Annotated in this window: 14 protein-coding genes and 3 pseudogenes; 5 read left to right on the top strand and 12 right to left on the bottom strand. The window is 28.4% G+C overall.

Translation table 11 applies throughout. The features are described 5' to 3' along the window. Positions 1-93: 93 nt before the first annotated feature. The 10 genes from CQA76_RS04710 to CQA76_RS04665 all read right to left on the bottom strand — a co-directional run bounded on the left by CQA76_RS04710 (position 94) and on the right by CQA76_RS04665 (position 9293). Positions 94-753 carry a ribulose-phosphate 3-epimerase gene (locus CQA76_RS04710; protein WP_137622293.1) on the bottom strand — a complete coding sequence of 220 codons (660 nt, stop codon included), beginning with the start codon at positions 751-753 and terminating at the stop codon, positions 94-96. Next, on the bottom strand, positions 746-1738 hold the full coding sequence (locus CQA76_RS04705; protein ID WP_137622292.1) for an alcohol dehydrogenase catalytic domain-containing protein: 993 nt from the start codon (positions 1736-1738) through the stop codon (positions 746-748). Before CQA76_RS04705 ends, CQA76_RS04710 begins: the two co-directional genes overlap by 8 nt. After that, the gene (locus CQA76_RS04700) at positions 1735-2451 is read right to left on the bottom strand and encodes an IspD/TarI family cytidylyltransferase (protein WP_137622291.1); all 717 of its coding nucleotides are present in this window, start codon (positions 2449-2451) and stop codon (positions 1735-1737) included. Before CQA76_RS04700 ends, CQA76_RS04705 begins: the two co-directional genes overlap by 4 nt. Positions 2452-2476: 25 nt before the next feature. Next, a complete protein-coding gene (locus tag CQA76_RS04695) occupies positions 2477-3568 on the bottom strand; it encodes a CDP-glycerol glycerophosphotransferase family protein (protein ID WP_137622290.1) in 1092 nt (363 codons plus the stop codon). Positions 3569-3612: 44 nt separating this feature from the next. Then, positions 3613-4560, bottom strand: a complete 948-nt coding sequence (locus tag CQA76_RS04690) for a KpsF/GutQ family sugar-phosphate isomerase (RefSeq protein WP_137622289.1) — start codon at positions 4558-4560, stop codon at positions 3613-3615. A 10-nt stretch (positions 4561-4570) separates the two neighbouring features. After that, on the bottom strand, positions 4571-6229 hold the full coding sequence (locus tag CQA76_RS04685; RefSeq protein ID WP_137622288.1) for a polysaccharide biosynthesis/export family protein: 1659 nt from the start codon (positions 6227-6229) through the stop codon (positions 4571-4573). Beyond that, a complete protein-coding gene (locus CQA76_RS04680) occupies positions 6229-7344 on the bottom strand; it encodes a capsule biosynthesis protein (protein WP_137622287.1) in 1116 nt (371 codons plus the stop codon). The genes CQA76_RS04685 and CQA76_RS04680 overlap by 1 nt, the downstream gene beginning before the upstream one ends. Further along, a complete protein-coding gene (locus tag CQA76_RS04675) occupies positions 7344-8006 on the bottom strand; it encodes an ABC transporter ATP-binding protein (RefSeq protein ID WP_137622286.1) in 663 nt (220 codons plus the stop codon). Before CQA76_RS04675 ends, CQA76_RS04680 begins: the two co-directional genes overlap by 1 nt. After that, positions 8003-8785: a capsule polysaccharide transporter KpsM gene (kpsM, locus tag CQA76_RS04670; RefSeq protein WP_137622285.1), complete on the bottom strand. Its 783-nt coding sequence runs from the start codon at positions 8783-8785 to the stop codon at positions 8003-8005. Before kpsM ends, CQA76_RS04675 begins: the two co-directional genes overlap by 4 nt. A 100-nt stretch (positions 8786-8885) precedes the next feature. Continuing rightward, positions 8886-9293, bottom strand: coding sequence for a hypothetical protein (locus CQA76_RS04665; protein WP_137622284.1), 408 nt, complete (start codon positions 9291-9293; stop codon positions 8886-8888). A 74-nt stretch (positions 9294-9367) separates the two neighbouring features. On the opposite strand from CQA76_RS04665, the gene ciaI reads away from it, so the two are divergent. The 3 genes from ciaI to CQA76_RS04650 are packed head-to-tail and all read left to right on the top strand — an operon-like array spanning position 9368 to position 11369. Continuing rightward, a complete protein-coding gene (gene ciaI / locus CQA76_RS04660) occupies positions 9368-9922 on the top strand; it encodes an intracellular survival protein CiaI (RefSeq protein ID WP_137622283.1) in 555 nt (184 codons plus the stop codon). A gap of 47 nt (positions 9923-9969) precedes the next feature. After that, positions 9970-10674, top strand: coding sequence for a dUTPase (gene dut / locus CQA76_RS04655; RefSeq protein WP_137622282.1), 705 nt, complete (start codon positions 9970-9972; stop codon positions 10672-10674). Continuing rightward, positions 10662-11369, top strand: a complete 708-nt coding sequence (locus CQA76_RS04650) for an EI24 domain-containing protein (RefSeq protein WP_137622281.1) — start codon at positions 10662-10664, stop codon at positions 11367-11369. The genes dut and CQA76_RS04650 overlap by 13 nt, the downstream gene beginning before the upstream one ends. Here CQA76_RS04650 and CQA76_RS04645 read toward each other — a convergent pair. Next, positions 11352-11546: pseudogene (locus CQA76_RS04645) on the bottom strand (tRNA lysidine(34) synthetase TilS); the annotation flags it as partial. The gene CQA76_RS04650 and the pseudogene CQA76_RS04645 sit on opposite strands and share 18 nt — an antisense overlap. A gap of 276 nt (positions 11547-11822) precedes the next feature. Between CQA76_RS04645 and CQA76_RS04640 the strand changes: the two are divergent. After that, positions 11823-13775: a beta-galactosidase gene (locus tag CQA76_RS04640; protein WP_137622280.1), complete on the top strand. Its 1953-nt coding sequence runs from the start codon at positions 11823-11825 to the stop codon at positions 13773-13775. Between the two features lie 160 nt (positions 13776-13935). Then, a pseudogene (locus CQA76_RS04635) lies at positions 13936-14184 on the top strand (EI24 domain-containing protein); the annotation flags it as partial. Here CQA76_RS04635 and CQA76_RS04630 read toward each other — a convergent pair. Further along, positions 14167-14363: pseudogene (locus tag CQA76_RS04630) on the bottom strand (tRNA lysidine(34) synthetase TilS); the annotation flags it as partial. The pseudogenes CQA76_RS04635 and CQA76_RS04630 overlap by 18 nt on opposite strands.

Raw genomic sequence — 14363 nt, 5'->3', positions numbered from 1 at the left:
TTTTTTTTTCTTGTATTTTTTTATTTTTTCTTTTTTAAGATAATAGAAGTAAAATTATGTAAATATAATTAACTCCTTTATTAAAAAGCCTTTTTAAAGATTTGTCAATTGAGCCAACCTCTCTTTATCTAAGCAATGATTTGGAAAGATACTAGATGTTCCTAGTACAAAATGATTTGCTCCAAATTTTGAAAATATTTCTATATTTTTAAGGCTCATATTTCCATCTACTTCGAAAATAAAATCTTTATTTTCATATTTGCTTAATAAAATTCCGATATTTTTTGCTTGCTCTTGAGCTATACTCAATTGTGTCTGAGATGCATAACCTGGATTAACTGTTAAATAATTAACGCCATCAATTAAGTCATATACCAACTCGATAGATTTAGTAGGACTTAAAGGATTTATTGCCAATAAGACTTTAGCACCTATTCCTTTTATCTTCTCTGCAATTTCTGTAAAATTAAACACAGAGTCCATATGTATTGAAACCATATCTCCAGACTTAATAATATCTCTTTCAATAACCTTACAAGGATCATTCATCATTATATGAAAATCAAAAGGGAGTCTAGAAAAAGTCCTTATCTCATTTATCTGATCGTATGACAACCCCAAATTATAAACAAAATGATTATCCATCATATCAATATGAAATAAATGGACATTGCTATTTAATATTTCTATGGTTTCTTTTAAATCAACAAAAGAACTACAAACCATGGAAGCTGAAAATTTTTTATCAATCATTAATCCACATAACCTTTAATTTTGAAATTTCATTTTTATATTTTCTATCGATTAAATCGATAAGATCTTTAAAATCGGAGGTTTGAATTAACATACTCCTCAACACTCTATAATCCATATTTTTTATTATATCAACTATTTCTTTCCAATCAGTTGGATAATCTGAATTCCATACTCCAATAATATTTAATTCAGATCTTAAAATTTTCCAATAAATAACCTGTTTTATATTTATATCAGAAATCGGATTACCCACCAACACCAATTTAGATCTAGCCCCCAAATAATTAATAGAAGATTCAATTGATTCATTAGCGCCAACACATTCAAATACGACGTCAAATTCATCTATATCGGTATGATTTAATACACTAAAACCTAGAGAGTGTAAAAATTCATATTTATTTTGGTTTCTAACCATATAATTGATATTATTTATTTTCATGGTATTTAATATCAAACCTAAAAAAATTCCTATAACGCCTGTGCCAAATATTAAAATTTTATCATCATCTTTAACGGCACTTTTTTTTATTGCATGTAAAGCTACAGCTGCTGGCTCTATTAATGCTGCTATATCAAATGGTATATCATATATAGGCAAAATATTCCATATTGGCACACTAATATACTCTTGCAAACCACCATCTTCTCTAGATCCAAAATAACTATATTTAACACATTGAGCATACATATTTCTTTTGCAATTAAAACATTTAAAACAAGGTTTTAAAGGAAATATAACAACTCTATCATTTTTTTTAATTCGCTTCTGAGATTCATCAACTTCAGCAATAACTCCAGAAAATTCATGTCCTAAAACCAATGGAAAATTATTAAAACCTTCTCTATAAATTCTAGAATAATCACTGCTACAAATACCGCACGCTTTAACATTTACAATAGCACTTAGATCCTTTAATTTTGGAATTTCACACTCATCAACATATAATTTTTCTCTAGATTTTAAAATAATCCTTTTCATTCTTGCCACTCTTTTTCAATAATCTTAGCAACCATATAGTCTATCTTAGTTGTAATTTTTATATTTCTCTCATCCCCCTTAAAAATATAAACATTATAACCTTTTAGATAACAAATTTGTGCTGTACCCGTTACCATTTCCTTTTCGATTTTATTAAGCTGATTAATTGATTTTTTTAAAATTGTAAATTTACAAGAATCTGGAGCTTGACCATTAACGAGTAACTTTCTACAAGGAATATAATCCACCTGATTATTTTTAATTCCATATATAGTATCTTTAGCTTCTATTCCAGCAACTGCTACACCATACTTTCTAGCATATTCCAATGCGTCAAACATCAATTTAGAAGTTATAAAAGGCCTAACAGCATCAAATACAACTATACTAGAATTCTCGCAAATATAGTTTTGATCTAAATACGATAAAGCATTTTGAATACTATCTATGCGTTCTTCTCCGCCAAAAACTAATTCTATATCGTTCATATTGACGTTATAGTTATTTAGAATTTGCAAAACATATTCATGCCAATAAGAATTTATCACTAAAACGATTTTTTCAAATAACTTGGATTTAATTATTCTTTCTAAAGTAATTAAGATTATTGGCTTCGTAGATAATGTTAAAAATTGCTTTGGTAATATAACATTACCCATTCTTTTTCCAGACCCAGCAGCTAATATTATCGCAATAGAATATATTTTTTTCATGTATAGTATTATATCTTATCTATAGTTAATTTTTGCAAAAATAATCATAAATTTTTTCACACACTTGCCCATCACAACCTCCCATAAAATTATCCCATAATTTTCCTGTATATTCTGCATTTAAAATACATTGAGTAAGAGTATTAAAATCTTTTGCCACCATATTTTTTCCAACAAGTTCTTCAGGTTGAAAATATAGCTTTCTATTTTCAATAACATAAGTATCAATATCTGGAGTAAATAAAATGATGGGTTTTTTAAAAAACGAATAATCAAAAATAATTGAAGAATAATCCGTAATTAAAAAGTCGGATATTATAAACAAATCAGTAATATTAGTATATCTAGAAACATCGATAATTCCATCGCCATATGCATATCCGTCTCGTATAACACTAGGATGATCTCTGTATAAAATTACACTATTTTGAAATACTTTTTTGGTAGAATTTTGTACTATATTAAGATAATTTAAATTTATATTACGCTTATTATTACTCGTTCTAAAGGTCGGGCAATATAATATTATTTTGGTTTTTTCTTTAAGTTTAAATGAATTTTTAATTTCATTTTTAATTTGTTTCTTATTTTTTAATTTAAAAAACATATCCGTTCTTGGTAATCCTAATGGTAATAATTTATCTGATTGAATATTATATGCTTTTGTCATGATATCTATTAATTTTGCATCTGAGATAATAACATTGGAATACTGACCATGTATTCTTGAAATTCTACTTAGTTCTTTTGCCTGATCTTCATAATGACGCATTGCATCAAAACCAAATGCTTTATATGCACCACCTGCGTGCCACACTTGTATGAGTTTTGTTTTTTTATCTAATGTAAGCCTAGAAATAATACGATCGGCCTGATCTACAAAAATAATTTTAGATTGTGAAATCCACCAAATTTTATTCAAACAATTCCTATTTGATTGAATTTTAACAAGAATAGCATTATTACTTTTGCTATAAAAATATTCGTACAAAAAATCTAAATTTAAATATTCTTTGCTAGTTTTGTTAAAAATAAAAGTGATTTTATTGTCTACTTGTCTTAAATTGCAATTTAAAAACACAAACGCCTTATATATAAATTTATAAATTATCCCCATAATCTAATTCTTTTCTTTAAAACAATTTAAACCATAGCTATTACCTATATTTTTCCTATCGCATAAAGCTGGATAATTCCTACCACTTTACCATCTTTTCCCACAACAATTTCTTTAATCTTGTGTTTTAACATTAACTCTTCAGCTTCACTCGCCATAGCATCAGCATCAATAACTTTTGGATCATTGCTCATAATTTCTTCTGCTTTAAAATCAAATCTTGGTTTATCGTTTGCTTTTAAAGCACGACGCAAATCTCCATCAGTAATGATTCCGATCAATTTTTCATTTTCTATAACCACACAAAGCCCAAGCTTTCCGCTAGTCATTATATCAACGAGATCGTTGAATTCGGTTTGTGGATGCACAATAGGAAGATTTTTTGAAACCATAAGATCTTTTACTTTGGTTAAAAGCTTACGCCCTAAGCTTCCTCCTGGATGAAAAAGAGCAAAATCATCCGGTTTAAAATTTCTTATTTTCATCAAAGCCGCAGCCAAAGCATCACCCATAACCAAAGTTGCAGTCGTTGAAGACATAGGAGCAAGCTTAAGTGGACAAGCTTCTTTTTTAACTGAAATATCCAAACAAATATCCGCTTGTTTTGCTAGGGTGGAATTTAAATTTCCTGTCATAGCTATAAGAGTTATTTTTCTTCTTTTTATTACAGGGATAATTTTTAAAAGCTCTTCAGTCTCTCCTGAATTTGAAATAGCGATCAAAACATCTTCTGGAGTCATCATACCAAGATCACCATGCAAAGCTTCTCCAGGATGGATAAAAAAGCTAGGAGTTCCTGTACTTGCTAAGGTTGCTGCAATCTTGGCACCTATATGGCCTGATTTTCCCATACCGCTAACTATACATCTTCCTTTGGTATGAAAAATAAGCTCAACTGCTTGATTAAAATTCTCATCCAAATGCGAAGCTAAGTTTGATATAGACTCAGCCTCAATTTTAAAAACTTCCTTTGCAATTTCAATGGCCTTCATAAAAAACCTTTTAGAGATTTAATACGACGTTTGTTGCAACGGCGATTTGATAAAGAATTTGAGTTAGCATACTAAAGATTTGCAAATTCTCACTTTCTACTTTAGGTAAAACTAAAATAGAATCCCCTGGATACATGCTAACACCTCCACTATATTTTTCAGCCTTTCCATTATTGCGTATAACTAAAACTTTAGAAGTATCTGCTCTTTCTCCATAACCTCCAGCAAGATCAATGTAATATTTTAAATTTTCTCCCTTGCTATACACAAAAGCACCTGGCAAAGACACCTCACCTTGTACAATAACTAGATTATTTTTGCTTGGAACATTGATCGTATCTCCATCTTCTAAAATCACTGAATCATACGATTTTGGATTATCAATAACGATTTGTCCTTTAGGTTCAACTTGCTTAGCTCTTTGGATAAATTCGAGAATCAATTTTGCTTGTTCAGCTCTAATGGCAGCCCCTTGGGAAGTAACAGAAGAACTAGTTAATGCTAAAGTTTCAAGCTCTTTAAGTTGTGCATTAATAAGTTCTTTTTGAGTTCTAGCAACTGATTTTCTAAAAACCTGTAAGGCGGTAGTATCAGATTGTCCGTTAAACACTATAAGTCTTGAAACATCTTCTAAAGTCGTTCCTTTTTTAACTACTAAATTTCTAAGTCCACTATGTTCACCATTAACGGTTATGGTGATATTTTTAGAAATATATTCTGGATTAAACTGCACCTCATCACCAGTTTGTAATAAAACTTTAGAAAATTGCATTTTATTATATGCATTGACATTAAGTTTATGATCTTGCCCATAGCTTTTAACTACCGCATTAGTCACTATAGGTTTTGCTCCGGCCACACGTGCTAAATCACTTAAAGTTTTAATATCATTTGAAAGTTCAAAACGAAAAGGTCTTTGAACATCCCCATTTACAAAAGCGTAATTTTGCACATTACCCACCAAAATAACATCTCCGCTTCTAAAAGGAAAAAGATCCATTTGTCCTTTGAGTAGAAAATCATATAAATCAATATGTTTAATCACATGATTGTTTCTTAAAATTTTAATATCACGAAAACTTCCATATTCTAAATTGATCCCACCTGCTTTATCAAGATACTGGATAACAGAATCAGAGCTTAATCCTTGATAAAGCCCTGGAGCATTGACACTTCCTGTAACAAAAATGCTAACATTCTGGTAAGCATTCATATCTGCATATACAAAAACATTACTTTTATAGATTCTATTAACATGTGCTTTAATCACGCTCACTAAAGAACTATTTTTCACTCCTAACAAATTAACAGCACCAACCTTTGGAATAAAAATATTACCTTGAGAATCTACGACCAAAATTCGTTCAAATTCCACAGATCCCCAAATTTTAAGGCTTATTTGATCTCCAACCGCAATTTTATAATCAGGATTATAAACTCTTTGAGTGTAGTTTTTAAAATTTCCATTAAACAATTGATATCCAAAAACAGGTATTTGATTATCTGTATTTGCTGTGCTCTCTTGTTGTATTTTTTGATTATTAGTACTGCTTATGTTTTTATCTAAAATCATATTAGAATTCTCATTTTCAACCGCCGAAATTTGAGAAATATCAACAGAACCAAAAGCAAAAACAAAAGAAAATAAAAATAAAAAAATCTTTCTCATCAATACTTATGCTCCTCTATAATCATTTTAGTAAATTTAATAATTCCATATAATAAAGATAAAACCATAAAAGCCGTAAGAATATTATAAATTCTTTCTGGGTATTTTGCACTTTGTGGTGTATCTGGAGTTTGAATAATCACCAATTGTTTAATTTTTCTTAAAGCTTCAATTCTAGCACTTTCATAAGCTTTTAAAGCCGCTTCATAAGCTTTTTGCGCAAAACTTGCTTCTATGCTCAAATCTTGAAATTTAGCAACTAAATTATTTAGCTTTTGAGAAGGATTGTTAGCCGAAATTTTAGATTTTTCTTTAAGCAATTGTTTTTTCAATGCACCAATCTCAGCTTTTAAGGCAACAATTTCAGGTGCATTATCATTCATATAGCTTTGCATAGTTAGAAGTTTAGCTTCTTTTTGTGCTAAATTACCTTCAAGTTGAGAAATTAACTTAGTTTTACTTTCGGCTTGCTTTAAAGGATCAAAAACTCCGTATTTATTTTGAAAAGCAATTAAATCATTTTGTGCTTTCTTATAACGATCTTTATATTTTGACAATTCTTCTTCAGCAAAGATCATCTGTTCTCTTGCTGCTTTATGAGAAATTTCGTTTATAAACTTTTCACTCTCTTGCATTATGGTCTGTGCTATCAAATAGGCAGATTCTGGAGTAAAACCTTCTACTTCAACATCTAAAAGTCCGGTTTTATCATCTATATGCACCCTTACTCGATTTCGGTAATACTCTAGGTAACTTTCTATAGAGCTAGAATCAAACAATTTATAAAATAAATCAATATGTTGTTCATTATAGAGCTCTCTAAGATGAATTTTCTCATCCAAAATTTTTAATAAATCAAGAGACTCTATATAGCCTTGTAAAAATTTAATATCTTCATTGGTATTAGAAGTTGCTGTTAAAAAAGATAAGATACCGCTAGATTGATTATCTGTTGTAGTTGATTTCACGCTCATACTGATAGTACTTACATAACGATTTGATGCAATCAATACATAATATATCACCACAAAAGCCATTAAAAACCAAACTATTTTAAATGAATCAAATATACTTAAATCTTTAATTTTTTCTAGTATTGTTTTATTTTCTTCCATTACGCTTTCCCTTGATATACTGCTATACCTTCATCTACGTCATCATAAACGGTTATTTGTCCGTTTTCCATAAAAATAATTTTATCACACCATTCTTTAATTTCAGCCACATTATGAGAAACCATAATAACTTTAGATTGACTTAATCTTTCTTTATAAAGCCTAATGCTTTTTTCTCTAAATTTAGGATCCCCAACAGCTCCAGCTTCGTCTATAAGATAATAATCAAAATCAAAAGCCATGCTTAAGCCAAAAGCTATTCGTGCTTGCATACCAGAGGAATAAGTATTCATAGGTTCATCAAAAAATTTTCCAAGTTCAGCAAAGTCTTCTACAAATTGCACCTTTTCATGCAATTTTTCACCCCTATAACCATAAACTCTTGCTACAAATTTAGCATTATCCCTTGCAGTTAGAGAACCTTGAAAAGCCCCATTTAAACCCAAAGGCCATGATAATTTTTTATTGGTAATGATTTTACCTCTATCTGGAAGTTCTGATCCACTTAAAAGTTTCATTAAAGTTGATTTCCCAGCACCATTATATCCCATTAAACCAATGCTACAATTTTCAGGAAATTCAAAACTAAAATTCTTAAAAACATAATGCCTTCCTCCGCCAAATAAAGGATAAGATTTAGTCAAATTTAATAATTTTATCATGATCTTCTAACTGCCGTTAAAGCTTGCCTATTATAGTAATACAAAAAAAGACCTAAAAAATAGATACACATAATACAAAATATAGGATAATAATAAGTGTAAGTATCTTGCATAGGATAATTATCAAAAAAATTATATCTTAAATTTTCCATAATATGAAGCAAAGGATTATAGTAAAATATATCGAGCAATGGTTTTGGCATTAACCAGGTAGGAAAAATTATCCCGGAACTCCAATAAAATACTATGCTAAAATAATTAAGCAAAGTTTTTAAAGGTTCTAGAAAATATCCTATTATGGCAAATAACATACCCAATGCAAAACCAGACACCATAAGCAAAAATACACAAATCATAACATTAAAAAAATGTTTAGGAATAACATCCAATCTAAAAAACCATCCAGCAAAAAAAAGTATCACTATAAAAATAGCAAAATAAATACAAAACTCAAGTAAAGTTCTAGCTATAAACACATGAATAGGCTTAACGGGTTTATAAGCAAATAAATTCAAATTTGCTCCTATGCCATTCATAAGTTGAGTTACTATACTTCTAAACATAAAATAAGGAACGATTCCGGAAATCAAAAACATAAAAATCGAAATACCTTGTGGCATTACCTGATGATGATATTCTCTAATTATAGTTACAACAGTAGTGACAACTAAAACTATAGCCATAGGCTCACCTATAACCCAAAAATAGCCTAAATATTTATTTTTACCAAATCTAGTTTTTAATTCTCTAAAAAAAAGTGCATAAATTACATTCAACATTTAATTTTGTCACCACCAATTTCAATTTTAAACAAATACAATGTAAAATCTTAACTCATTTTTTTAAACAATATTTTATCAAAAAAAAAAAAAATGAAATTTATTTTCTAAAAAATTCTAATTTTTTAGAAAAACCTAAAGCATTATCTGTAAATTTAACCCAAATTAAATCAAGAGCATATACTTTTGCACTCTTATCTAAACAAGCAAAAGAAAATTTAGAAAAATATATTTTTTCTTGTTCTTCATTTGCACGCTTAAAATCTGCCTTAGCCTGAATCCCTTTTAAAAAAGCAATTTTATTTTCTTTAGCTATGTTAAGAGCTACGCTAGGATAAGCTAAAGCAAGTTTAATATGTTTAGTGTTTTCATGTGAAGATATAATCAGAGCAAAATTTTTTTCATCAAAAGCGTAAAAAGCACTGGCGGTATAAACACCGATTTCATCAATCATTGCCCATGATAAAAGCTGTTCGCCTTTTATAAAATTTAAAATTCTCTCATCCATAATTAAATATTATACTAAAGAAATTTTAAAATCAGTCGATATGGTAATAAAATCTAGATTTATAGGAGTGGATTATGCAAATAGATGCTAGCAAAAATCAGAGTTTTTCTATGGACTACACAACAAAAAGTGGCAAACATTTAAGTCTTTCAATGTATGACAATCAAAGCGTGGGTTATAGCAATGAAGATGGAAAACATCTAAGCTTGAAACGTCAATATGGATTTAGTTTTACTTTTGAAGGGTCTAAACTAACTCAAAATGATCTAGATGAAATTAACAATGCTATGAAAGACGTTGAACCTATGTTGCAAAATTTTTTAGCCAATTCTAAAGTAGGAGAACTAAATCCGAAAGAAATTATTCAAACCGCTATGCAAATTGCCGACGTTTTACCAGCTCCAAAAGATGAAAATCATAGTAATGCTATTGCGAATAATTTAACCAATAAGCTTGATAATTTATTAAAACAAAACCAAACAAACAATAAAGATACAAATACTTCTATGCTAGAAGATAGTAAAAAACTTTTAGACGAAATTTTAGAACAAATGAAAAAACAACTTGAAAAACAACAAGATCAAAATAACAACGACAAACAAAAAGATGGATTAAATCTTTACGCTTGATTTGAAATTTTATTTTATAATCATTCTAAAAATTAAGGTAAAGTCTTATGAAAAGCGCACAAATCATAGAAAATATGCTAAAACTTCAGCAAAAATTGAATGACGAAACCAATGGTCTTGGCTGGGAAGAAGGTTATACTAAAGAAGGAAAACTTATTAGCTGGAGACGCTGTATTTATATGGAGTGTGCGGAACTTATTGATTCTTTTGCTTGGAAACACTGGAAAAATATTTCAGAGCCAACAAATTGGGAAAATGTCCGTATAGAAATTGTTGATATTTGGCATTTTATTTTAAGCTTACTTCTTGAAAATAAAAAAAAAGATCAAGATTTTAGTCTTTTTTCTACTGAAATTGCTTCAATTGGAGAATTTAAAGATTTTTGCAATGAAGAAAATAAACCAAGTGATAATAAAAATGAAATTTATAGTATTCTAAACGATATAGAACTTATTATCCACAAATGCAGTGGCTTTAAACTAGAGCTAGATGAATTATTATCTGTTTATTTTACTTTAGCCATTAAATGCGGATTAAACTTAGATAGTCTTTATAAAATTTATATAGGCAAAAATGTTCTTAATATTTTTAGGCAGGATCATGGATACAAAAACGGAACCTATGTAAAAAATTGGAATGGCAAAGAAGATAATGAAATTTTAAATGAAATTTTAAAAACCGAATTTGATTATGAAAAAATCTATAATCGTCTCGAAGAAGAATATAAAAAAACCTTATCATGCAAATCCTAAAACTCTCTTTACGGGATTTTTTCTCGTTTAAATTTTTAAAATTTTCTTTCATCCCACTTATAGGTAGCATGATATTTATAGGAATTTTAGTTATCTTTGGTTTTTCTTTTTTGCTTGATTATTTTCATTCTTTATTTAGTGTTAGCGAAGATTCCTTTTGGGCTTGGCTATATGCTTTTCATTTTATTCAAATTCTAATCACAATTATAAGCTTTCTATTTTCAGGTTTTATTGTGGTTTTTGCTTCGGTTTTTTTAGCACTTTTTATCACTTCTTTTCTCACTCCTTTAATTACTAAAGAAATCAATCAAAAATATTATCATTATGAAAAAACAGATGAAATTTCAACTTTCAAAGTATTTTTTGAAATTTTTAAAATATTTATAAAATTTGCTTTGCTTTTTATGCTTTGCACTCTGGCCTTATTTTTACCCTTTATCAATCTTTTTGTTTATTACTTTGCTTTTTATTATCTCTTTCATAAATTATTAGTTTTAGACGTAATAAGTTCAGTTTTAAATCAGCAAAATTTTAAAAATTTTAACAATCAATTTTCTCCTTTTGAATTTAAATTCAGCACACTTTGTTTTTATTTGCTTTCTTCTGTTCCATTTTTAGGACTTTTTTTGCAAGTATTTTTTGTGATTTTCTTAACCCATTTAAGCTATCAAAAAATTTTAAAACTTAAAGCTTGAAATTTCAATATTATGATTATAAAAATAAGCTCTTAATAATCTTGGAATTTTAGCTTTTCTACATTCCTCTTTAAAATTTTTTGGAAGTTTTTTACAAAGCTCGTAATTAAAAACGAAAGCTTTATCATCCTTATAAGCTATAGCGATTTTTCCACTGATAACACAATCGCTTTTTAGCAAAAGAAAAACCCGAACAAAAAAGTAAAAATATACAAAAAGAAGCGTCTAAAATTCTTTGGTATGATTTAAACCAACTAGTAAAACTAAAAACACGATAAAAATAAGAGAGGCAGAATTATAAGTTACTTAGTACTTATAAATAACTCATGTGTAATGTAGAAACAATTTGATAGGTTAATTCTCTAATTCGTCATTTTGATTTAAAAGATATTTACTTTTAAAAATAAACTTAATATAATGGTTAAAACTTACAGTAAGAAAGGAGTAAACAAAATGTTTTTAGGTGTTGATTATTATCCAGAACACTGGGATAAAGATATGTTAGAAGAAGATTTAAATAATATTATAGAATTAGGTAGCAATGTAATAAGAATAGGCGAATTTGCTTGGCATATGATGGAGAGTGAAGAAGGGAAATTTGATTTTTCATATTTTGATCGTGTAATAAATGAAGCTAAGAAAAAAAGATTAAACGTTATATTTGGCACACCAACAGCTACAATGCCAGCTTGGCTTGCTAAAAAACATCCAGATGTTTTAGGTGAGTTTGAAGATAATACAAAAAGAGTGTTTGGTGGAAGAAGACAATATTGTTTTAATAGCAAGACTTACCATAAATACAGTGAAATAATAATTAGAAAGCTTGCAAGTCATTTTAAGGATGAAAAAGCTATAGTGGCTTGGCAAATAGATAATGAATTTGGACATGAAGGTAGTGATATATGTTTTTGCAATAACTGCAAAGAAGCCTTTAGAAATTATTTAAAAGAAGCTTATAATAATGATATAAACAAATTGAATGAAATATGGGGTACTAGATTTTGGTCTCAAACTTATAATGATTTTGATGAAATTCCAATGCCAGCAAAAACAATAACCACTCATAATCCAAGTTTGAGGATGGAATGGGAAAGATTTAGAAGTTTAAGTGTTGAAAATTATGCAAAATTACAAGTAAATATTTTAAAAGAAATATTAGGTGAAGATTCTATTGTAATACATGATTTTTCGGGTGGATATTTTGATAAAAGCTTTGATCTTTCAAAGCTTGCAAAGCATATAGATATAGTCGCATATAACAATTATCCGGTATGGGGTGGGCAAAAAGAGCCAATTCCTCCATATGAAATAGCATGTGGTTTAGATTTTATGAGAGGTGCCAAAAGACAAAACTTTTGGATAACAGAAGCTATAATGGGAGCACAAGGTCATGATGTTATTGGATATCTTCCAAGACCAAATCAAGCTAAAATGTGGTCATACCAGGCAATGGCTCATGGATGCAATTCTCTTATGTATTTTAGATATAGAGGAGCAACTAAAGGAGCAGAACAATATTGTTATGGAATAATAGATCAAGATAATAGAAAAAGAAGAAAATTCTATGAAGTTCAAGATTTCTTTAAAGATATGAAAGAAAATGAAAATGTTATAAATAGTGAAATAAAATCAGAGGTAGCTGTTATTTATGATTATGAATCTATGGCATCATTTAGAATTCAAAGACAAAGCTTTTTAATGGATTATAAAAATGAAGTATATAGATTATATAGACCTTTCTATGAAAATAATGTTAATATAGATGTTATTCCATCATATGTAGATTTTAGCGAGTACAAAGTTTTATTAATACCAACTATGATTGTATTTAAGACTGAAGTTCAAGAAAAAATTAAAGAATTTGTTAAAAATGGTGGTAAAGTGGTATTTACATTTAGAACTGCAATTAAGGATTATTATAATAATTTAGTATTAGGAGAATTAAATCCAAGTTTTTATAATGATTTAATCGGTGGATTTGTTGAAGAAATAGAGTCTCTTCAAGAAGGACAAGATGTCAAAATTAAAGGTGTAAATAATTTTGCTGGAATTGAAGGTACCGGAGCTGTGTTTAGAGATATGTTAAAAACTACTACAGCGCAAAGTTTATTTATGTATGATGATAAATTTTATAATGAATTATCAGCTATAACTTTAAATAAGTACGGTCGTGGAGAAGCCTATTATATCGGTACTGGCGTAGATGATAATATCATGAATATAATAGCTAAGAAGATATTATCAGAATCTAACATAGAAGTTATCGAATCTGATTCTGGTGTAGAGGTTGTTAAGAGAAGAGTGAATAACGAAGATTATTATTTTGTTATAAACCACACAAATCTGAAAAAAGAATTCAATGGAATTTCTTTAAATGCTTATGAAGGTAAATTAATAAAAAAATAAAATATACCTACAAGCTATGTATAGCCTTATCAATGAATAAGGCTATTTTCTTTTTAATAAAATACGCATTAACTATAAAGAATAATAGTTGGAATAGTTTGCAAACAAATTAATTTAAGGAGATAGTTATCGGGCAGGTCCAAAATTATTAACTTTGAGCTTTGTTTATTACTTTGCTTTTTATTATCTCTTTCATAAATTATTAGTTTTAGACGTAATAAGTTCAGTTTTAAATCAGCAAAATTTTAAAAATTTTAACAATCAATTTTCTCCTTTTGAATTTAAATTCAGCACACTTTGTTTTTATTTGCTTTCTTCTGTTCCACTTTTAGGACTTTTTTTGCAAGTATTTTTTGTGATTTTCTTAACCCATTTAAGCTATCAAAAAATTTTAAAACTTAAAGCTTGAAATTTCAATATTATGATTATAAAAATAAGCTCTTAATAATCTTGGAATTTTAGCTTTTCTACATTCCTCTTTAAAATTTTTTGGAAGTTTTTTACAAAGCTCGTAATTAAAAACGAAAGCTTTATCATCCTTATAAGCTATAGCGATTTTTCCACTGATAACACAATCGCTTTTTAGCA

The sequence above is a fragment of the Campylobacter aviculae genome (genome assembly GCF_005406215.1).
GTDB classification, from domain to species: Bacteria; Campylobacterota; Campylobacteria; order Campylobacterales; family Campylobacteraceae; genus Campylobacter_D; species Campylobacter_D aviculae.
This window is presented reverse-complemented; position numbering and strand designations above follow the sequence as displayed.